Genomic DNA, 19198 nt, shown 5'->3' with positions numbered 1-19198 from the left:
ACTTTCGAAGGGGGCCCTGGCCGGGGGGCGCTTCGGGCTCCTGGGCCTGCTGGCCGGGATGGCGGCGGTGGTCGCCATCCTGCCGCTCGGGGGGATCGTGGCGGCCGCCCTCACTGGGGAGACCGCCGCCATTCCGGCGCGGGATATTGCTCGCTATGGTGCCACCTCCGCCGTCCTGGCGGTCATGGTCGCCCTGGCCACGGCCGTCGTGGGGTCCGTGGCCGCCTGGTTGGTGGTGATGCACCGGTTTCCTGGCCGGGATGTGTTCGCCTGGGCGCTGGCCCTGCCCCTGGCCGCACCGGCCTTTGCGGTGGCCTATGCCTATGCCGATCTCTTCGACGTGGCGGGGGACCTGCGGATCTGGCTGCGGGCGGTGGCGGGCTTTGACCTGCCCTTCGAGATGCGCACCATTCCAGGGGCGGCCTTTATCCTGACCTGCGCCTTTTATCCTTACGTCTACCTCGCCATGCGGGCGGCTTTTGTGAACCAGTCGGCCCATGCGCTTGAGGCGGCGAGGGCCCTGGGCTGTACCCCAAGGCAGGCCTTTCTGCGGGTGGCCATGCCCATGGCCCGCCCAGCACTTGCGGCAGGGGTCGCCTTGGCGGTGATGGAGACCCTCGCCGACTATGGGGCGGTGAAGTTTCTGAGCGTTCAGACCCTGACCACCGGCGTGGTCCGGGCCTGGTTTGTGTTTGGGTCGCTCACATCTGCGGCTCAGTTTGCTCTGCCCCTTTTGGGGGCGGCGGCCCTGTTGCTGTGGATCGAGCGATGGGGCCGGGGCGGACGGGGTTATGAGAGCGCCAATGCCCGTTGGCGGCCCCTGCCTGTGACCGAGCTCAAGGGGGCAGCGGCGGCGGCGGCTCACCTGTTCTGCCTGGCGCTCATCACCCTGGGGCTGCTGCTTCCGGCGGCTTGGCTGGCGGTGGCGTTTCTCGGGGTGACCCCGGACTGGCCAAGGCTCATCCAGGCTGGGAGCAACTCTTTGTTCCTGGCGACGGTCGGGGCCGTCGTGACCGTGGCCCTGGCGACCGCCCTGGCCCTGGGGGCCTCTCGGGTTCCCAATCTGGCCAGACTGGCCAGCCTGGGCTATGCGACCCCTGGCGCGGTGATGGCCATTGGCCTTCTGGTTCCCGCCGCCCTGGTCTGGCGCCTGGCACCAGGTGCAGCGCAAGGGTTTGGAGCAGGCCTCATCATGCTGATCTACGCCTATGCCGCCCGCCTGATGGCCGCTGCCCTGGAGCCGATCGACGCGGGACTTTCCAGGGTCACGCCCTCCATGGTTCAGGCCGCAAGGAGCTTGGGGCGCAGCCCGGTCGGGGCAGCCTGGAGCGTGCAACTGCCCATCGCGCGTGGCGCGCTGCTTACGGCAGGCCTTGTGGTGTTCATTGATATCCTCAAGGAGCTGCCGGCGACCCTGATCCTGCGCCCCTTCAACTTCGACACCTTGGCGGTGATCGCCGACAACTACGCCCAGGATGAGCGCCTGGCCAATGCCGGCTGGCCTGCCTTGCTGGTGGTGCTGATCGCCCTGCCGGCCGTGATCTGGCTGACCCGAAAGATCGCTGTCTCCCGGCCAGGAGCCGCGCCATGACCCGCGCGCCTGCGGACCGGGCCCCGGTGCTCCAGACCCGACGACTTACAAAAACCTATGGAGAACGACAGGCGGTCATCGAGGCCGACCTGACCCTGCACCAGGGCAAGATCACCTGTCTCCTGGGCCCCTCGGGTTGTGGCAAAAGCACCCTTTTGCGGATGATCGCGGGCCTTGAAGTCCCCGATAGCGGTGAAATCGACGCCCAGGGACGCAGGCTGTCCTGGCCCCACGGTGGTGTCCCGCCTGAGGACCGGGGGATCGGTCTGGTGTTCCAGGACTATGCGCTGTTTCCCCACCTGACCGCCCTGCAGAACGTGGCCTTCGGTCTTGGTGACATGTCCCGCGCCCAACGGCGTGACCGGGCTGAGGCCATGCTGGCGGCGGTGCAACTGGAGGGCAGGGGCGGGGCCTGGCCCAATGCCCTGTCCGGGGGGGAACAACAGCGCGTCGCCCTGGCCCGAGCTCTGGCAAGAGGGCCTGGTATCCTGTTGCTGGACGAGCCGTTCTCGGGACTGGACGCCCACCTCAAGGGCGAGGTTCGCCTGTCGCTCACAGAAGCGCTGCGCGCAGCTGGGGCGACGGTTCTGGTGGTCACCCATGACGCCCGTGAGGCGCTGCTGATGGCCGATGAACTGGTACTGATGCATGCCGGGCGCATTATTCAGTCTGGGCCCCCGCGGGCCTGTTACCTGGATCCCGTATCCCCCGACGCAGCCCGGCTGCTGGGTGAGGTTAATCTGCTGGCCGCAGAGGTAACGGCTGGGATGGCTCAGACCGCCTATGGCCCGTTGGCGGCGCCGGGTCTCTCGCCGGGGCCAGCCGTGGTGATGGTGCGCCCCGAGGGGCTGAAGCTCGCGCCTGAGGGCGCACCAGCCCGGGTGTCACAGGTGCGGTTCGGCGGCGGCTATCACGAGGTGCAGCTCATCGCCGATGGTGTTCGGGCGCACATGCATGTGTCTGGTGAGCCCCCTGCCGAGGGGAAGGCCGTCGCCATTCAGATCGATACGGAGCTCGCGCGGGCCTTTCCAGATCCCGCCCGTTAACCTTGACCATAAACCCCATATCAAACCGTAGGTGGCATCCTCGGGTCGACGGGGGAGTGGATGAACAGGCGGCGGCACCTACCCAGCGCGAATCTGAAAGCCGATGACCTGACGCAACTGCGGGTCCTCGTGGTGGACGATCACGTCAATACGGTCCGTTTGATTGTGGACGTTCTGCGGGCGGCCGGCGTCGGCACCGTATCAGCGGCCACTGACGGGCTGCGGGCCAGATATATACTGTCTCGGGATGAACCCGATGTCCTGTTCACAGACTGGCGCATGCCGTTCATGGATGGGCTGGAGCTCACGCGCTCAATCCGGCAGGCCGCGGTGGAACGGGACACCACCGTGCCAAACCCGGCGATCCCGGTGATTATGGTCACAGGCCACAGGACGGCGGCGGAGGTGGAAACCGCGCGTGAAGCCGGGGTCAATGAGTTCGTCATGAAGCCGTTTACGCCCGCGGCGCTGCTCTCGCGCCTGCAGGCGGTTCTCACCCAGCCCCGTAGCTTTATCGTCAGCGACAAGTATTTGGGGCCAGATCGGCGACGAAAGGCCGAGATCAGTTATGCGGGTCCTCTGCGTCGCACCAGCGACCCGGAGGAAGTGGTGGATGTGGTCGAGCGCCAGGTGGCCCGAGAGACCATCAGCGTCGAGCTGGAGGCCATGCGCCGACTTATCGTCGCCCGGGGCGGCGTCGACCGCGCAACGCTTCAGATGACCTACCGTGTGATGCAACATACCCGCTTCCGCGCCCGTCAGGTGCGCGACCGCATGCTGGAGCGGGCCACAGACGCCCTCCTGGTCTATGCCGAGGAAGTCGGCGGCATGGAGCAGTGCGAGCCCGATGTGGTCGAAGCTCACCTGACCGTTCTGGGGCAGATCCTGGAAGGCGACGATCACGACGCTGTCGGCGCAGCCAAACTGGTTCGCGGCCTGGAAGCCTTGATCCGCCGCAAGCGCGCCGCTCGGCAGATCCTCGCCGCCTGATCGCTTACAGATAACCTGGCTTTGCGCAGGGGACCGTCAGACGCGGCAGCCCCTCGGACGCAAGGCAGACGTGCCGAGGCCTTTGAATCGTGCTTTAGGGGGGTATGGCTGAAGCCTTCAATGACCTGATCCTGCCGACCGACAAGGCTGAGCGCTATGCCGTCTTGGCCGAGGAAATCGCCGCAGTTCTCCACGGCGAACCCAATCTGACCGCCCGTATGGCGACGGTGGCCTCCATGTTGGCGGCCAGTTTCGACCACTTCTTCTGGACCGGCTTCTATGTGGTGGACCCCGACAAGCCGCGGGAACTGGTGGTCGGCCCCTACCAGGGGACCTTAGGCTGTCTTCGGATCGCCTTTGGCCGCGGGGTCTGTGGCACGGCGGCCGAAACTGGCGAAATCCAGGTGGTGGAGGATGTTCACGCCTTTCCCGGCCACATCGCCTGCGACGGCCGCTCGGCCAGCGAGATCGTGCTCCCTGTCTTTGACGGCGCAGGTCGGCTGATCGCGGTCCTGGACGTGGATTCCGAGCAGAAAGCCGCCTTTGACGCGGTAGACGCAGACCGGCTGCGGGCGATCCTTGAGGCCGTTTTCGCTGCAGGTGAACCGGCCTGAGGTTTGCACCGTCTACTTTGACTGATCCCTCTCTGGGACGGTCTAAGTGGATTGTCCTATGCGCCAGCGTCACACCTTGCACCCGGGTGATCTTTCCCCGGAGGAAATCTCTGCCTGGGGCGCGATCACCGCATCCCATCGCGCATTTGCTTCGCCCTTGCTGGGGCCAGATTTTGCTCTGGCCGTGGGCGTCGTCCGTCCGGACGCCCGGGTGGCGATCTGGCGGCGGGACGGCGAGGCGGTCGGGTTTCTGCCCCATCACCTGAAGGCCAGCGGCCTGGCACGGCCGATTGGTGCGCCCCTATCGGACTACCATGCCCTGGTCAGCAAGGCGCCGATGGATGTCCGCGCGGGTCTGGCTGAAGCTGGCCTGGGCGCGCTCAGGTTTACCGGTCTGATTGATCCGCTAGGGCTGTTCGAGCGCACTGTGCGCACGCGCGCCACCGCCTATGTGATTGAGCTTGAGACCGACGCCGAGCCTTATCTTGAGGCTCTGCGCGCCCAGAGTCCCAAGAGGTTCAAGAACTATCGACGGCTGCAGAGCAAGATCGCCCGGGAGGTGGGGGAGTTAACCCTTTGTGCCCCAGACCGCGACCCACAGGCCTTTGCGCAACTGATCGCCTGGAAGCGCGACCAGCTCAGCCGGACCGGCGCTCACGACTTTCTGGCCCCGGACTGGACCCGGCAGTTGATGGAGAACCTCTTTCAGACCCAGGACGGCGACTTCCGCGGCCTGATGCTGACGATGCGGGTGGATGGGCGAGTGGTGGCCGGTCACTTCGGTGTGCGTCTCGGTGAGGTGTATCACCCATGGATCGCGTCCACGGACCCCGAGATGGGGGCCTTCTCGGTGGGGCAGCTCTTTCTGTTGCAGGCGATTGAGGCCATGCCTGGGCTGGGTCTGCGGACCTATGACCTGGGCCCAGGTCACGACCACTACAAGGCCCCCTACGCCCTGACCCAGCAGCAGATCGGCGAGGGCACGGCTGTGGCCACGGGCGCGGCGGGCTGGAGCTCCCGGCTGGGGGAGGGTGCCTGGCGTCTGGCCGGTGCAGGCTGGGGCCCGGTCGCTAGCCAGGTTCGGCGCCGTTTCGAAACCATCTCCGATCTAGAACAGACCTTGGGCGGTCAGATGCGGGGTCTGGCCAGCGCTGTCGCTGCCAGAGGGCGTCGCAGCGGCGTGGAGATCGAGGGGTGAGTTCGACATGGTGGAGCCGATCAGTGTGGTCATCCCCACCCAACGCAGGCTGCAGGGTTTGACGGTGGCCGCCCGCAGCATCCTGGGACAGACCGGCATTGACCCGGCGCGCCTGGAACTGGTGGTGGTCGACAATGACAAGGTGCCTTCTGCCCGGGAGACGGTCGCGTCCCTGGCCGCCGAGGCGCCCTTTCCGGTGATCTATGTGCATGAGCCGGAGCCCGGCGTGGCCAACGCCCGTAACGCCGCCCTGGCCAAGGCCAGCGGCGGGCTGATCGCCTTTCTCGATGATGACGAGGAGGCACCGCCGACCTGGCTGGCCCAGCTGTTGACGATCCAGACCGACCTCAAGGCTGATGTGGTGTTTGGTCCGGTCCGGGGACGTGTGCCGCTGACGATCACCCGGCATCGGACCTATCTGGAGACCTTCTTCTCCCGGCAGGGGCCCGCTGAGTCGGGCCTCATCGAGGACTATTATGGCTGTGGCAACAGCCTGCTCCGCCGGGCGGCCTTGCCTGATCCCCATGCGCCGTTCTCGGCGGTGCGCAATCACACTGGTGGCGAGGACGATCTGCTGTTTGGCCAGATGAAGGCCGAGGGCGCTCGGTTTGCCTGGGCGGCGGAAGCCTTCGTCTGGGAAGATCCCGTCCCGGCCCGACTTTCGCTGGCCTACACGATCCGCCGCGCGTTTGCCTATGGCCAGGGGCCCCCCGCCGCCTGTGCTGCGGCGACCCCGCCCAACTATCCAGGCCTGCTGTTCTGGATGTCACAAGGACTGGTGCAGGCCGGGGTCTTCGGGCTCATCGCCGCCTTCAAAGGTCTGACCCGTGCGCCGGACTTCGCCTTCACCCTAGACCGCGCCGCCCGCGGGCTGGGCAAGACCCTGTGGTGGGGCCCTTTCAAGATCGAATTCTACGGCCGAAGCGCCGGCTGACCCTTGAGGCCATGAGATGATCATTCAGGACTGGACCCCCGAGAAGGCAAAAGCCTTCGGACGACAGACCCTCCACTTCACCCACGACCTGCACCAGCGACCGATGTTCTCCGATGATGGCCTGGCCCAGGCGCTGGAAGACTATCCCCGGTCTAAGCTCGGGGTGTTCACCATGGGCGAGGATCCCCGGGCGTGGACCACCTGGCGTAAAGGCTCAGCCGACGGTCTGTCGGGGGCGCAACTGCTGGATTCCGCCAAGGCCGGCCGCATCTGGCTCAACCTGCGAGAAGCCAATCTCTACCTGAAACCCTATGCCGATCTCGCCGATGAGGTGTTCGCCGAGAAGGAGGCGAACGCTCCTGGCCTGCGGACCTTCAAGCGCGACCTTGGTGTCTTGATCTCCTCGGCCAACGCCCAGGTCTTCTACCATCTGGACGTACCCCTGGTGTCGCTCTGGCAGATCCGGGGGACCAAGCGCGTCTGGGTCTATCCGCCTGAGGCGCCCTATGTGGGCGAAGAGGCCTTGGAGAAGATCGTGCTGCGGGAGACCGCTGAGCAGTTCGCCTTTGACCCTGCCTGGGACGCCGGCGCACAGGAGGTCGAGCTGACCCCCGGTCGCATGGTCACCTGGGCGCAGAATGCCCCGCACAGGATCGAGAACGGGCCGATGCTTAACGTCTCCCTGTCCATGGAGTTCATGACCCCTGAGGCGCTGCTGCGGGCCAATGTGATCTACGCCAATGGAGTCCTGCGCCGCCGGGCAGGACTGAGTCCTCGGCTGCGCGATGGCGTCAGCCCCGCCAACCTCGGCAAGTTTGCCCTGGCGCGGGGGGCCAAGGCGCTGAAACTGCAGAAGACCCAGGAGCGGATCCTGCCGGCCTCGTTCCGCCTTGACCCCGCCCAGCCTGGTACCTTGATGCCCCTCTGATCGGGTCCCGCCCAGCTTAAACAGCCCGTTGGCTTACCTCGCGGCGCCTGAATAGACTTGCTTTCGACGCGCCAAAGGGTGCGCGGCTAGCATGAGATGATCGACCCGTCGGCGGGCTCAGATGGTGGCATCTGACCCGGGCGCGGGTCCAGGCAAGGGAGCGGAACAATGGGCGAAGCCTATATCGTCGCAGCCACACGTACGGCCGGCGGCCGCAAGGGCGGCAAGCTGAAGGATTGGCATCCGGTGGATCTGGGTGCCGTGGTGCTCAACGATCTGGTGGATCGCACGGGCATGGATCCGTCGCGTATCGATGACGTGATCATGGGCTGCGTCATGCAGGTGGGCGAACAGGCCATCAATGTGGCCCGCAATGCGGTCATGGCCTCCAAGCTGCCGGAAAGCGTGCCGGGCACCTCCATCGACCGCCAGTGCGGTTCCTCCCAGCAGGCCCTGCAGTTCGCCGCCCAAGCCGTGATGAGCGGCACCCAGGACGTGGTAATTGCCTCGGGCGTCGAGAGCATGACCCGGGTGCCCATGGGCTCGTCTGCTGCCCTGGCCGCCAAGGCTGGCATGGGCCAGTACAAGAGCCCCCGGATCGAGGAGCGTTATCCCAACATCCAGTTCTCCCAGTTCATGGGCGCTGAGATGATGGCCAAGAAGTACGGCCTGACCAAGGATCAGCTGGACGAGTACGCCTATAACAGCCACCAGCGGGCGATCGCTGCCACCCAGGCCGGTGCCTTCAAGGACGAAATCGTCGCCCTGAAGATCAAGGACGAAGCCGGCGCCGAAAGCGATCACACCATCGATGAGGGCATCCGTTTTGACTCAAGCCTTGATGGCATCCGTGGCGTGAAGCTGCTGGTCGAGGGCGGGGCGATCACGGCCGCCACCTCCAGCCAGATCTGCGACGGCGCTTCGGGCGTGATGATCGTCTCCGAAAAGGCCCTGAAGGAATTCGGCCTGACACCCCTGGCCCGGATCCATCACCTGTCGGTGCTGGGCCATGACCCGGTGATCATGCTGGAAGCGCCGCTGCCCGCCACCCAGCGGGCTCTGGAAAAGGTCGGCATGAAGATCGACGACATCGACCTGTTCGAAGTCAACGAAGCCTTCGCCTCCGTGCCCACAGCCTGGCTCAAGGCCACTGGCGCTGATCCTGAGCGCATGAACGTCAATGGTGGTGCCATCGCCCTTGGCCATCCGCTGGGTGCTTCCGGCACCAAGCTGATGACCACGCTGGTTCACGGTCTGAAGGCGCGCAACAAGAAGTGGGGCCTGCAGACCATGTGCGAAGGCGGCGGCATGGCCAATGTGACAATCATCGAACGGCTCTGATAGTCTGGGCCCCATGAGCCCACGCATTATCGCTGTCACCGGCGCCTTTGGCGTCCTGGGGGAGGTGGTCGCCAAGGCCGCCGCCGCCCAGGGCGCCAGACTGGCGCTGATCGATTACGCCCCGGTTGCGCCGGTGGGACTTGTCGAGTCCTGCGGCCACGACGCGGTCATCTTAAGCGGTGTCGACCTGGCTGATCTGGCCAGCGCCGGGGCGGCCATGGCGGCCATCGAAGCCCGGTTCGGCCGTCTGGACGGGCTCATCAACATTGCCGGAGGCTTCCGCTGGCAGACTCTTGAGCAGGGGGATCCTGCGGTCTGGGATCTGCTCTACGCCACCAATGTGAAGACGGCGGCCAATGCCAGCCGGGCGGCGTTGCAGCTACTGAAAGCCAGTCCGGCGGGCCGGATCGTCAATATCGGTGCCGCTGGAGCAGTGAAAGCCGCGGCAGGCATGGGGGCCTATGCGGCGGCCAAGTCCGGCGTCCACCGCCTCACTGAGAGCTTGGCGGAAGAATTGAAGTCCACCTTGGTCACCGTGAACGCCGTTTTGCCCTCGATCATCGACACGCCGGCCAATCGCGCTGACATGCCCGATGCGGACTTCACGACCTGGGTCAGCCCGGCCGATCTGGCTGCGGTGATCTTGTTTCTGGCCTCCCCCGAGGCCCAGGCCGTCACGGGCGCCCTTGTCCCCGTGACCGGTCGGGTTTCCCTCTAGCCGGGAACTGATCGGCGGCCGACGCGTTCAGGACGACCGACCGCATGTGGCACACAGCCCCGTGTCGCGGCTCCTAAGGCCCGGAGACTGTGATCCCATGAAGCTCTCTCGAATCAGCGCCGACGATGGCGTCGTGATGTACGCCGGGGTGATCGAGAAGGTGGGCTATGAGATCCTGAGCGATGAGAAGATGAAAATCGGCAAGGGTCAGCTGATTGGCACCCCCGAACTTATGCGGGATGCTTTCCGCCATGGTCGCCTGACGCTCAAGCTGGCGGAAGGGTCTGATCTGCGCATTCTGATGGTGGCCCATACTGAGGGCGGCGAACGGGCCTATTTCGAAATCGAGACCTGAGCAGACGTCTTTCCGCCGCGCCCCCGGCTGAACCCCCTGGTCGCGCCCTGCGTTTCCCGCCAAGCTGTCTGAAAACAGAATAAGACAGCTCCGGGGAGGAGCAGGGATGATCCTGACTATCCTGGCCGCCAGCGCGGCTGGCCTGGCCATGGCGCAAGCTGAGCCCTCGCCAGCCCCGACCCCGACCCCGACCCCTGCTGTTGCGGCTCCGGTCGCCGAACGAGGGGTGATCGCCTATCCTCCCAGCGCGTTCGCCGAGGCCGCCCCCGACACAGCCTTTGACATGATCCTGCGCCTGCCGGGCTTTGCCTTCGACAAGGGCGCTACGGTTCGCGGTCTGGCGGGATCAGGGGGCAATGTGCTCATCGATGGGCAGCCACCGGTCTCCAAGAATGACGCCCTGGACGAATTGCTAAAGCGGATTCCGGCCTCGGCAGTGGCGCGGATTGAGCTGATCCGAGGCGGGGCCCCGGGCATCGACATGCAGGGCCGCTCAGTGATCGCCAATGTGGTCCGCGCCCGCACCGGCGGTGCCCAGGGCGCGGTGATGACCTCGGCCCACTTCATCAATGATGGACGCGTACTCACCAGCCTCCGGGCCGAAGGCCAGACCGAATGGGCCGGCCGTCGGTTTGAAGGCTCTTTGGTGTTCGGCAAGGGGCCGGACGACACTCTGGGCGATGGTCCCCGGATCAGGTTTGGCCCCAATGGCGAGGTGCTGATCGCGTCTCTGGTCGACGCCGATGCTGGGGGTTTGCGCGCCTGGACGACCGGAGCGATGGACGGCCCCTTGGCCGGGGGTCGGTTGCGGCTGAACGGGGCCTATATGCGCACCCCTGCCAGCGCAGAGATCACCGACCGGATCACCGGCGGGGGCAAGGAGTACGAGTACTTCACCAATGTGCGCCTGCAGCAGGAACTGGGCGGTCGTTACAGTCGCAGCCTGGGAACGCGGACCACCTTGGAAGCCGTGGTCTTCCAGCAATGGAATGACCTTGCGACCCGGGCTGATTTTGAGGCCCCGGGCCTTCGCCGGGATTTCGACCTGAACAAGGCGGTCACCGAGACGGTCGGGCGGCTCACCCTTCGTCGGACCCTGAGTCCGGCGCTCAGCCTGGAGTTTGGTGGGGAGGGTGCCCTCAATCGGCTGGACAGCCGCACAGCCTTCACCCTGAACGGACGGGCCGTTCCCTTGCCCGCCGCCAAGGTCGAGGTCGAGGAAAGCCGCCAGGAGGCCTTTGGCACGCTGACCTGGCGCAGCGGCCCCGCCCTGACCCTTGAAGGCGGCCTGCGCCATGAAACCTCGTCCATCGCCTCCAGTGGTGATGTGAACCTGGAAAAGTCTCTGGCCTTTACCAAGCCCCGACTGGCCTTGACCTGGTCGGCGGGTGGGGGGCGCCAGCTGCGTTTGCGGGTCGAGCGTGAAGTCGGTCAGCTCAATTTCGACGACTTCGTCGCCTCGTCCTCGGCGGTGAGCACAGGCGCGGTGCTGGCGGGAAACCCTGACTTGCGACCGCAACAGGCCTGGGTGAGGGAAGCAGCCTTTGAGCAACGCTTTGATGGTGGCGCAGTGGTGGTGGCGACCCTCCGGGCGTCTGACCTCACAGATGTGATTGACCGGGCGCCGGTCTTTGCCCGAGGGGTCGCCGTTGCCGACGCCCCGGGAAACCTGGGGGACGCCATCCGCCGGGAGGCGGTGGTCAATTTCACCTTGCCCTTGGATCGTTACGGCCTGGCTGGCGCACAGCTGAAGGGGCAGGGGACCCTGCGGGAGTCTGAGGTCGATGATCCGCTTACCGGGCAGGCCAGAGAGATTTCCGGTCTGCGACCTGCCGAATGGGAAGTTCGCTTTACTCAAGACCTGCCCGCCCTGCGGACCAATTGGGGCGTGGATGTCTTGGGCGGATTCCGCGAGCGGTTTTTCCGCCTGAGCGAGGTTGAGACCCGCAAGGTGGGGACCTGGGTGGCGGCCTTCGCCGAATACAAACCCCGGCGCGATCTGATCTTGCGGGTCGAACTCCAGAACCTGGGCGAGCGCAATGTTCAGCGGATTCGGGAGGTCTATGTGGGACCGAGGACAGACGGGCGATTGGCCTATGTAGATGTCCGGGATCTGAAGTATGGCCGGGCAATCTTCGTTCGCCTGCGCAAGACCTTTGGCTGACGGCTACAGAAACTGACACTGTCAACTAAAAGGGGGCGAGAGATAGGTAAGCTACACTGCGTCAATTCGTCACTTCCGTAAGGGCCGCAGGGCTTGTGGCATTTAAGATGTCGTTAGGCATGGCGGCGCATCCACTGGTTCCATAGCCACATCCAATCGCAAGGTTGGGAAAGACGACAAAAGGGCGGACCAGATGGCCAAGTCTTCGGAAGTACAGCAGCGGCTCGATTTTATGGGCATCGATCAACGGGCTGTTGAACGGCTACGAGGCCTGCGCGGCTTCGTCACCGGGGCAATTGGTCCAGCGCTGGATGTCTTTTACGCCAAGATCCGCAAGACCCCTGAGGTGCAGCGGTTCTTCAAGAACGACAGCCATATGGCCGGTGCCCAGGGCCGACAGGCCGACCACTGGCGGATCATTACCGAGGGGCAATTCGGGGAAGACTACGCCAAGGGCGTCAGGACCATTGGAGAGACCCACGCCCGCCTTGGGCTCGAGCCCCAGTGGTACATCGGCGGTTACGCCCTGGTCCTCGAACAGCTGATCCATGCTGCTGTCGCCCGACAGTGGCCGTCCCTGACCCGTCGGACCAAGTCCCAGGATGCCGCCGAGACGATTTCGGTCCTGGTCAAGGCGACCCTGCTCGACATGGACCTGGCGATCTCCATCTATCTTGAGGCCCTGGAGGCCGAGCGTGTCCGGTCTGAGACCGCCCGGCTTCAGGTGGAGGAACAGCAGGCCGCGGCCATGGCCGCTCTGACCCACGCCCTCGGAAAGCTTGCCGACGGTGACCTGACCAGCCGCTTGGACGCCCCCCTGGCCCCCCAGTTCGACGGGGTTAAGGAGGACTTCAACGGGGCGGTGACCAAACTCTATGACGCCCTGCGCCTGGTCTCTGAGTCCTCGGGGGGCATCCGCGTCGGGGCCGATGAGATCGGTCAGGCCTCAGACGACCTCTCGCGGCGGACCGAGCAGCAGGCGGCCAGCCTGGAGGAAACCGCCGCCGCCCTGCACGAACTGACCGAGAGCGTCCGCAAGGCTGCCTCAGGCGCCCGGGAAGCGTCCCAAATGGTCGGCGCCGCCAAAGGCGAGGCTATCCATTCCGGCGAAGTGGTCGACCGGGCCGTGGCCGCCATGGGCCAAATCGATGTCTCCTCCAAACAGATCGGCCAGATCATCGGGGTCATCGACGAAATCGCCTTCCAGACGAACCTTTTGGCGCTCAACGCGGGGGTCGAAGCGGCCCGGGCCGGTGAGGCCGGTCGGGGCTTTGCGGTGGTCGCCTCAGAGGTTCGCGCCCTGGCGCAGCGGTCTTCCGAAGCCGCCAAGCAGATCCGCAATCTGATCACTGAGAGCGCGGGCCAGGTGGAGTCTGGCGTGAACCTGGTCGGAGAGACCGGTGAAGCGCTCCGCCGCATCGTCGAAAGGGTGGTGGAGATCGATCGCAGCGTCGCCGAGATCGCAGCCTCTGCCGATGAGCAGGCCCGCGGCCTGGCCGAGGTCAACTCCGCCGTCAGCCAGATGGACCACGTCACCCAGCAGAACGCCGCCATGGTCGAAGAGGCCACGGCCGCAGCCCACTCCCTACGGCGGGAGACCGACCAGCTGAACGGTCTGGTGGGCCGCTTCGTTCTCGAGCCTGCCGCCGCCGGACGATATCGCTCGGCTGCTTAGGGCGTCGTGGCCTGAGGGGCCGGTGGCTGCGGTGCGGGCGCCACGCGCCAGACCGCGCCGCCGGCGTCGTCAGTGACCAGAAGGGCACCCCGTTTGTCCACGGCGACGTCCACCGGCCGCCCCATGGCTTGCCCCTGCGTGTTCAGGAAGCCCGTCAGGAAGGCCTCTGGATCGCCCTGGGGCATCCCGCCGGTGAAGGGCACGAACACCACCCGGTAACCACTGAGCGGCTTGCGGTTCCAGGAACCATGCTGACCCACAAACACCCCTCCCTGATAGCGGGCCGGGAAGGCGTCTGCGGTGTAAAAGCTCAGGCCCAGAGAGGCGGTGTGGGGGCCGAGGGCGTAGTCGGGCCGGATCGACTTGGCCACCAGATCAGGGCGCGGAGGCTCGACCCGGGTGTCCACCGTGTCGCCGAAATAGGCATAGGGCCAGCCATAGAAGCCGCCCTCCTGCACGCGGGTCATATAGTCGGGCACCAGATCGTCGCCCAGCATGTCGCGCTCATTGACCGCCGTCCAAAGGGCACCAGTAACCGGCTCAAAGGCCATACCGTTGGGGTTACGCAGGCCAGAGGCATAGAGGCGCAAGGTCTTGGCGGCCGGATCGACTTCCAGGATGGCGGCGCGGTTTTCCTCCGCTTCCATGCCGTTCTCGCCGATGTTGGAGTTTGACCCTGAGGTGACGAACAGACGCTGGCCATCGGGAGCGGCAATCACGTTCTTGACCCAGTGGTGGTTCAGGGGCCCGGCCGGCAGATCGACGATCTTCGTCGGGATGCCCTCCATCCGCAGTTGTCCGTCGCGGTAGGGCGTGGCCACCAGAGCGTCGGTGTTGGCGATGTAGAGCGTCCCGCCCACCAGGGTCATGCCCTGAGGGCGATTCAGGCCTGAGGCGAAGACCTCGCGCACCTCGGCCAAGCCATCACCATCGGCGTCGCGCAGCAGCATGATGCGGTTGGGGCTGGGCTTGAGCGCGCCGGCATAGGCCTGAACCCGCTGGGCAATGCGGTCCATCAGGCCCTTGGGCGGGCTGGGTTCGGAGCTGGCCTCGGAAACCAGCACATCCCCATTGGGCAGCACCAGCAGCCAGCGCGGGTGGATCAGGTCGCCGGCAAACCGGGTGACAACAAAGCCCTCCGGCGCAACCGGGGCGGCGTCAGCGGGCCAGCCCACGGCCTTGGCCGGGCTGACCCGGGGCAGGCCGCCTGTTTCCGGCGCGGGCAGGTTGGGGTTGGCGCCGAACCCGACGAACGGATCCTCAGACCCCGACGAACAGCCTGCGAGAAGGACGCAGGCCAGTGCAGTGCCCATCAGGTTGCGCATCATATTCCCCCTTTTCGCCCCATAAGCCGACGGAGCCGACCTTGGTCCCTCGCGCCGTTTGGGTCCATCCCCCCGAGGTGGCGACCTGGCGGTCGTCGCATTTCGGAGCCACGTCCCATGAACGCGCTCTAGGAGATTCCGACCACCCGATCGGCTGACAAACGTCCACCTGTGGGGGCTGCAGGTCCGGCCGCAGCGTGCCAAACTTTTTCCACGTCCAAAGCTTGGCCGTGTAACCCTTCCGCGGCGGTGCCGAAGTCACAGGAAGCCAAGGCGTGGAAGACTTCGACCTGCAGATCCAAAGCCTCATTTCCCGAAGCCTTGAGGGCGACGGGGCGGCCTATGGCGAGCTACTCGCCCTGCTGGCCCCGCGTCTGCGCGCCTATTTCGGCCGACGGCTGTCTGATGCGGCCGATGCGGAGGACCTCGTGCAGGACACCCTGATCGCCATCCATACAAAGCGATCTACCTATGACCCGGCTCTGGCCTTCACCCCCTGGGTCTATGGGATCGCGCGCTACAAGCTGATTGACCACTTCCGCCGCCAGGGTGTCCGCCGCCATGTGCCCCTGGAGGACGCCGGCGTGCTGTTGGCCCAGTCCGACACCGAGGCCGGCACGGCGCGCTCAGATCTGGCGCGTTTGCTAGTCCGGCTTCCCGAGCGGCAGCGTCGGCTGGTTGAGGATGTCCGGCTTCGGGGCATGACCATCGTCGAGGCCGCCCCTCTGCACGGTTACAGCGAGGGGGCGGCCAAGGTCGCCCTGCACCGGGCCATGAAAACTCTGTCCGCCAGTGTGGCTTCCGATGAAGACTGAAGACCTGATCGCCGCCCTCGCCCTGGAGCCTGACTTCCCCGGACCCAGGCCGTGCCGACGGCGGATTGCCCTATGGAGTGGGGCGGGGGCCCTGGTGGCTGCAGCGGTAACGCTGTGGGTCATGGGACCTCGCCTGGATCTTGGCGAGCTTGCCGGACAGGCCTCCTTCGCAGGCAAGGCAGGCTACACCCTGGCCCTGGCCGTGGCCGGGTTCTGGCTCCTGGACCGACTGGGGCGTCCGGGTGCTCAGGCAAAGCCCCCGGCCCTGGCTTTAGCCCTGCTGTTGCTCAGCGGGCTGATCGCCACAGTCATCGAGCTGGCCATGACACCGGCGGCTGGCCGCCTCAATCAGTTGATGGGCGGCTCGGCGCTGATCTGCCCGGTCGCCATCCTTGGCCTGGGGCTGTTGATCCTGTTGCCCACGCTATGGGCGACGCGGGTCATGGCCCCTGTCCGCCCAGCCTTGGCCGGCGGGGCTGTTGGCCTGCTGGCTGGCGGGCTGTCCGCCACCGCCTATGGGCTGCATTGTTCGGAGACGGCAGTCAGTTTTCTGGTGGTCTGGTATGGCCTTGGCGTCGCCCTGGTCGGGCTCGTCGGCGCGGCCCTGGGCAGCCGCCTGCTTCGGTGGTGAGCCCAGGATCGTTGGTCTCTAGACCCGATGTCCGGTGGTCTGACCTGAGCGAGACCTAGTGAATCTGGTTGTCGGAGTCGTCCATGAGGATGCGGGCCGCATCGCCGGCGGGATCGTCGTACTGGCCGTTGCGCAGGGTCCACCAGAAGGCGGCCAGCCCCGCCAGGCCGATGGCCACCGAGATTGGGGCGAGGATCAGGATAATGCCCATCAGTTTTTGCCAGCTCCATGCATCCGCAGGGCGTTGAGGGTCACCACCAGGGACGAGCCCGACATGGCCAGGGCCGCAATCAGCGGGTTGACGAAGCCCAGCATGGCCAAGGGGATCGCACCCACATTATAGACCGCCGAGAAGCCGAAGTTCTCCAGGGCTCGGCTGCGTGCGGCGCGGGCCACCCGGATGGAGTCCGCCACGGCAGATAGGGCCTTGCCGGAAAACACCAGGTCGGCGGCGTTCTGGCTGGCGTCAAGGGCACCGCCCGGTGCCATGGCGGCATGGGCCTTGGCCAGGGCCGCGGTGTCATTCAGTCCGTCACCAACCATCAGGACCTTGCGCCCCTGGGCGGTGAGTTCATCGATGGCCGCGGCCTTATCCTGCGGGGTCTGACCCGACCGCCAATGGTCGACGTGCAGGGTCTGAGCCGCCCGGGATACGGGACCTTCCAGATCGCCAGACAGGATCTCCACAGTCAGACCCAGGCTCCGCAAGTCGGCGATGGTCTGTGCGGCATCTGGGCGCAACTGGTCCGAAAACCGGAACCTGATCGGTGTGTCGTCCTCACTGGCGAACCAGAGCTCGGTGTCCCCGGCGCGGACTCCTTCAAGGCCGACAAAGCTGGCGCGCCCCAGGCGCACCCGCTGGCCCTCGATCAAGCCCTCGACCCCTTGTCCGGCGGTTTCGATCACTTCGGTCGCCCGGGGGCCAGGACCAGCCTGGGCCGCCAGGGCCCGGGCCAGGGGGTGGGCTGAGGTCCGGGCGAGGGGCGCGGCCAGGGCGATAGCGCTGGCGGGTGCCTCGATCAGCCGAGGCCGACCTTCGGTCAACACGCCGGTCTTGTCGAACACCACATGATCGACTTCGGCCAGCCGCTCCAGGGCTGCGCCGGACTTGACCAGCACACCCTTGCGGAACAGCCGGGCTGAGGCGGTGATCTGCACGGCCGGCACCGCCAGACCCAGGGCGCAGGGGCAGGTGATGATCAGCAGGGCCGCGGCCCGCAGCAGGGATTCCCGCGGACCAAGGCCATAGGCCAGCCCGCCGAACAAGGTCAGGGCGGCCATCGAATGGATCACCGGGACATAGATCGAGGCCGCCTTGTCAGCGAGGCGAACATAGAGCGACTTGGTCTGAGCACCGGCCTCTACCAGCCGGGCGATGGCGGCCACGGCGGAGTCTTCTGACCGGGCGATGGCCAGGATCCGAAGCTGGCCGGTCAGGTTGACCGAGCCCGCCCGGCAGGTGTCGCCCGGTCGAAGGTCGACCGGCGTGGTCTCACCGGTGAGCAGGGCGTTATCCAGTTCAGAGACCCCGTCCTCGACGAAGCCATCTACCGGGATGCGTTCGCCAGGCCTCACCAGGATACGGTCGCCCACCGCCACTTCGCTGAGCGGCTTGATCCGCTCCAGGCCATCGGTTCCCAGGACGGTGGCTGCGGGTGCCTGCAGGGCCAGAAGATCGGCAGCAGCACTGCGGGCCCGGGCCCTTAGGCGGTGATCCAGCCAGCGGCCGATCAGCAGCAGGAACAAGAGCGAGACGGCGGCGTCGAAATAGGCGTCGCGGCCGTTCAGGAAGGTCTCCACGAAACTGATGAACAGGGTCAGGATCACGCCGATGGAGATCGGCACGTCCATGTTCGCCCGGCCCGCCTTCAAGGACCTCCAGGCCGATTCAAAGAACGGCAGACCGGCATAGAGGGCGCAGGGGGTGGCCACGATGGCCGATAGCCAGAGCATCACACTGCGGGTGGCTGGTCCCAGTTCCTGGCCAAACAGACCCGCCCATACCGGGACGGAGAACATCATGGCGTTTCCGGCCCCGAAGCCCGCCACGGCCAGGGCCAGGATCAGCCGGCGGCTTTCCTTGTCGTGGGCCTCCATGGCCTTGGCTGGATCAAACGGGGTGGCCGGATAGCCGAGCTTGTCCAGGGTGTCGATCACCCGACCGGCGTCACCCCGGGCACCGCCAAAGCGCACGGAGAGACGGCCTTCTGTGAGGTTCAGTCGGGCCGCCGCCACATCGGGGAGGCCTGCAATGGCGGTTTCGATCTTGGACATGCAGGCCGCACAGCGGGCCCCCTTGACCAGCAGGTCCAGATTGGCGGTCCCATCCTTGTCCTTGCGCAGGAAGGCCGACAGGTCTGGCGCGCGCCCCAGGTCGTAGGTCAGGGCCATGTGAGTCTACGCTCGCCTTCAAACAGTTGCCCCTTGGCGTTCTGGGCCTGGAAACTCAGATCCCAGACGCCGGTCACGCCCCCCAGTTGGGCCACATAGAGACCAGGCTCGGTCTCCTGGAAGCGGGGGGTCAGGGTGCCCGCGGCGGTGGCCGGGCGACGCAGTTGTCCGCTGAGGGTCAGATCCTGGACCGGGGCACCGGTCGCATCCTGGACGCGTAGCGTCACAGTGTCGCCCTGGGCACCGGCCGCGGCGCGCCAGCCGAGTTCAGCCTGGGCGGCCTGGCGGGCCAGCCGGGCGTTATGGGCCAGCCCATCCTCGTAGGGGGTCACCGAGACCTCACCCGGATAGGTGCGAAGGGCCGCGGTGATGAACACCGCATTCACCGAGGCGATGACCCCGAAGAAGGCGATCATGGCCACCAGCACGTGCCAGCCGCGAATCTGGAACCCGCCCTCGCGGTCGCCGTCAGCTTTGTCCAT

General features: G+C 66.2%; 18 protein-coding genes. 14 read left to right on the top strand and 4 right to left on the bottom strand.

Features of this window, described 5'->3' with window-relative positions; genetic code table 11:
• Positions 1 to 67: 67 nt before the first annotated feature.
• The 12 genes from MH112_RS02045 (at position 68) to MH112_RS01990 (ending at position 13554) form a co-directional block, all read left to right on the top strand.
• Positions 68 to 1591, top strand: a complete 1524-nt coding sequence (locus MH112_RS02045; protein ID WP_296563154.1) for an ABC transporter permease subunit — start codon at positions 68 to 70, stop codon at positions 1589 to 1591.
• Positions 1588 to 2637 (top strand): ABC transporter ATP-binding protein, encoded by a 1050-nt coding sequence (locus MH112_RS02040; protein WP_296563152.1) that lies wholly within the window; start codon positions 1588 to 1590, stop codon positions 2635 to 2637. The genes MH112_RS02045 and MH112_RS02040 overlap by 4 nt, the downstream gene beginning before the upstream one ends.
• 60 nt (positions 2638 to 2697) lie before the next feature.
• Positions 2698 to 3627, top strand: a complete 930-nt coding sequence (locus MH112_RS02035) for a response regulator (protein WP_296563150.1) — start codon at positions 2698 to 2700, stop codon at positions 3625 to 3627.
• A gap of 104 nt (positions 3628 to 3731) precedes the next feature.
• The gene (locus tag MH112_RS02030) at positions 3732 to 4241 is read left to right on the top strand and encodes a GAF domain-containing protein (protein WP_296563148.1); all 510 of its coding nucleotides are present in this window, start codon (positions 3732 to 3734) and stop codon (positions 4239 to 4241) included.
• 58 nt (positions 4242 to 4299) lie between these two features.
• Entirely contained in the window at positions 4300 to 5439 is a 1140-nt protein-coding gene (locus tag MH112_RS02025) for a GNAT family N-acetyltransferase (protein WP_296563146.1), read from the top strand.
• A gap of 7 nt (positions 5440 to 5446) precedes the next feature.
• The gene (locus MH112_RS02020; protein WP_365785899.1) at positions 5447 to 6373 is read left to right on the top strand and encodes a glycosyltransferase family 2 protein; all 927 of its coding nucleotides are present in this window, start codon (positions 5447 to 5449) and stop codon (positions 6371 to 6373) included.
• A 16-nt stretch (positions 6374 to 6389) separates the two neighbouring features.
• Positions 6390 to 7301, top strand: coding sequence for a hypothetical protein (locus MH112_RS02015; protein WP_296563144.1), 912 nt, complete (start codon positions 6390 to 6392; stop codon positions 7299 to 7301).
• 168 nt (positions 7302 to 7469) lie between these two features.
• A complete protein-coding gene (locus tag MH112_RS02010) occupies positions 7470 to 8642 on the top strand; it encodes an acetyl-CoA C-acetyltransferase (protein ID WP_296563142.1) in 1173 nt (390 codons plus the stop codon).
• Positions 8643 to 8655: 13 nt separating this feature from the next.
• Complete coding sequence (locus MH112_RS02005) at positions 8656 to 9360, top strand: SDR family NAD(P)-dependent oxidoreductase (protein WP_296563140.1); 705 nt, start codon at positions 8656 to 8658, stop codon at positions 9358 to 9360.
• Between the two features lie 97 nt (positions 9361 to 9457).
• Complete coding sequence (locus MH112_RS02000; protein ID WP_296563138.1) at positions 9458 to 9715, top strand: hypothetical protein; 258 nt, start codon at positions 9458 to 9460, stop codon at positions 9713 to 9715.
• 106 nt (positions 9716 to 9821) lie between these two features.
• Positions 9822 to 11879: a TonB-dependent receptor gene (locus tag MH112_RS01995; RefSeq protein WP_296563137.1), complete on the top strand. Its 2058-nt coding sequence runs from the start codon at positions 9822 to 9824 to the stop codon at positions 11877 to 11879.
• 193 nt (positions 11880 to 12072) lie between these two features.
• Positions 12073 to 13554 (top strand): globin-coupled sensor protein, encoded by a 1482-nt coding sequence (locus MH112_RS01990; protein ID WP_296563135.1) that lies wholly within the window; start codon positions 12073 to 12075, stop codon positions 13552 to 13554.
• On the opposite strand, the gene MH112_RS01985 is transcribed toward MH112_RS01990, so the two are convergent.
• Positions 13551 to 14882 carry a sorbosone dehydrogenase family protein gene (locus tag MH112_RS01985; protein ID WP_296563132.1) on the bottom strand — a complete coding sequence of 444 codons (1332 nt, stop codon included), beginning with the start codon at positions 14880 to 14882 and terminating at the stop codon, positions 13551 to 13553. The two genes, MH112_RS01990 and MH112_RS01985, sit on opposite strands and share 4 nt — an antisense overlap.
• Before the next feature lie 272 nt (positions 14883 to 15154).
• Between MH112_RS01985 and MH112_RS01980 the strand changes: the two genes are divergently transcribed.
• Positions 15155 to 15694: a sigma-70 family RNA polymerase sigma factor gene (locus tag MH112_RS01980; protein ID WP_296563130.1), complete on the top strand. Its 540-nt coding sequence runs from the start codon at positions 15155 to 15157 to the stop codon at positions 15692 to 15694.
• On the top strand, positions 15684 to 16325 hold the full coding sequence (locus MH112_RS01975) for a DUF1109 domain-containing protein (protein ID WP_296563127.1): 642 nt from the start codon (positions 15684 to 15686) through the stop codon (positions 16323 to 16325). The genes MH112_RS01980 and MH112_RS01975 overlap by 11 nt, the downstream gene beginning before the upstream one ends.
• Positions 16326 to 16380: 55 nt before the next feature.
• On the opposite strand, the gene ccoS is transcribed toward MH112_RS01975, so the two are convergent.
• Genes ccoS through MH112_RS01960 form a run of 3 tightly spaced genes read right to left on the bottom strand, consistent with a single transcriptional unit; the run spans position 16381 to position 19198 of the window.
• Complete coding sequence (gene ccoS / locus MH112_RS01970) at positions 16381 to 16536, bottom strand: cbb3-type cytochrome oxidase assembly protein CcoS (RefSeq protein ID WP_296563125.1); 156 nt, start codon at positions 16534 to 16536, stop codon at positions 16381 to 16383.
• A complete protein-coding gene (locus tag MH112_RS01965; RefSeq protein WP_296563123.1) occupies positions 16536 to 18716 on the bottom strand; it encodes a heavy metal translocating P-type ATPase in 2181 nt (726 codons plus the stop codon). The genes ccoS and MH112_RS01965 overlap by 1 nt, the downstream gene beginning before the upstream one ends.
• Positions 18707 to 19198, bottom strand: coding sequence for a FixH family protein (locus MH112_RS01960; protein WP_296563121.1), 492 nt, complete (start codon positions 19196 to 19198; stop codon positions 18707 to 18709). The genes MH112_RS01965 and MH112_RS01960 overlap by 10 nt, the downstream gene beginning before the upstream one ends.

The sequence above is a fragment of the Phenylobacterium sp. genome (assembly GCF_022402485.1).
GTDB lineage: Bacteria > Pseudomonadota > Alphaproteobacteria > Caulobacterales > Caulobacteraceae > Phenylobacterium.
This window is presented reverse-complemented; position numbering and strand designations above follow the sequence as displayed.

What these genes read in the sequence shown, in the direction of transcription:
- MH112_RS02040 (WP_296563152.1), top strand. Translation starts at nt 1,588, where the DNA reads ATGACCCGCGCGCCTGCGGACCGGGCCCCGGTGCTCCAGACCCGACGA.
- MH112_RS02035 (WP_296563150.1), top strand. Translation starts at nt 2,698, where the DNA reads ATGAACAGGCGGCGGCACCTACCCAGCGCGAATCTGAAAGCCGATGAC.
- MH112_RS02030 (WP_296563148.1), top strand. Translation starts at nt 3,732, where the DNA reads ATGGCTGAAGCCTTCAATGACCTGATCCTGCCGACCGACAAGGCTGAG.
- MH112_RS02025 (WP_296563146.1), top strand. Translation starts at nt 4,300, where the DNA reads ATGCGCCAGCGTCACACCTTGCACCCGGGTGATCTTTCCCCGGAGGAA.
- MH112_RS02020 (WP_365785899.1), top strand. Translation starts at nt 5,447, where the DNA reads ATGGTGGAGCCGATCAGTGTGGTCATCCCCACCCAACGCAGGCTGCAG.
- MH112_RS02015 (WP_296563144.1), top strand. Translation starts at nt 6,390, where the DNA reads ATGATCATTCAGGACTGGACCCCCGAGAAGGCAAAAGCCTTCGGACGA.
- MH112_RS02010 (WP_296563142.1), top strand. Translation starts at nt 7,470, where the DNA reads ATGGGCGAAGCCTATATCGTCGCAGCCACACGTACGGCCGGCGGCCGC.
- MH112_RS02005 (WP_296563140.1), top strand. Translation starts at nt 8,656, where the DNA reads ATGAGCCCACGCATTATCGCTGTCACCGGCGCCTTTGGCGTCCTGGGG.
- MH112_RS02000 (WP_296563138.1), top strand. Translation starts at nt 9,458, where the DNA reads ATGAAGCTCTCTCGAATCAGCGCCGACGATGGCGTCGTGATGTACGCC.
- MH112_RS01995 (WP_296563137.1), top strand. Translation starts at nt 9,822, where the DNA reads ATGATCCTGACTATCCTGGCCGCCAGCGCGGCTGGCCTGGCCATGGCG.
- MH112_RS01990 (WP_296563135.1), top strand. Translation starts at nt 12,073, where the DNA reads ATGGCCAAGTCTTCGGAAGTACAGCAGCGGCTCGATTTTATGGGCATC.
- MH112_RS01985 (WP_296563132.1), bottom strand. Translation starts at nt 14,882, where the DNA reads ATGATGCGCAACCTGATGGGCACTGCACTGGCCTGCGTCCTTCTCGCA.
- MH112_RS01975 (WP_296563127.1), top strand. Translation starts at nt 15,684, where the DNA reads ATGAAGACTGAAGACCTGATCGCCGCCCTCGCCCTGGAGCCTGACTTC.
- ccoS (WP_296563125.1), bottom strand. Translation starts at nt 16,536, where the DNA reads ATGGGCATTATCCTGATCCTCGCCCCAATCTCGGTGGCCATCGGCCTG.
- MH112_RS01965 (WP_296563123.1), bottom strand. Translation starts at nt 18,716, where the DNA reads ATGGCCCTGACCTACGACCTGGGGCGCGCGCCAGACCTGTCGGCCTTC.
- MH112_RS01960 (WP_296563121.1), bottom strand. Translation starts at nt 19,198, where the DNA reads ATGGACAAAGCTGACGGCGACCGCGAGGGCGGGTTCCAGATTCGCGGC.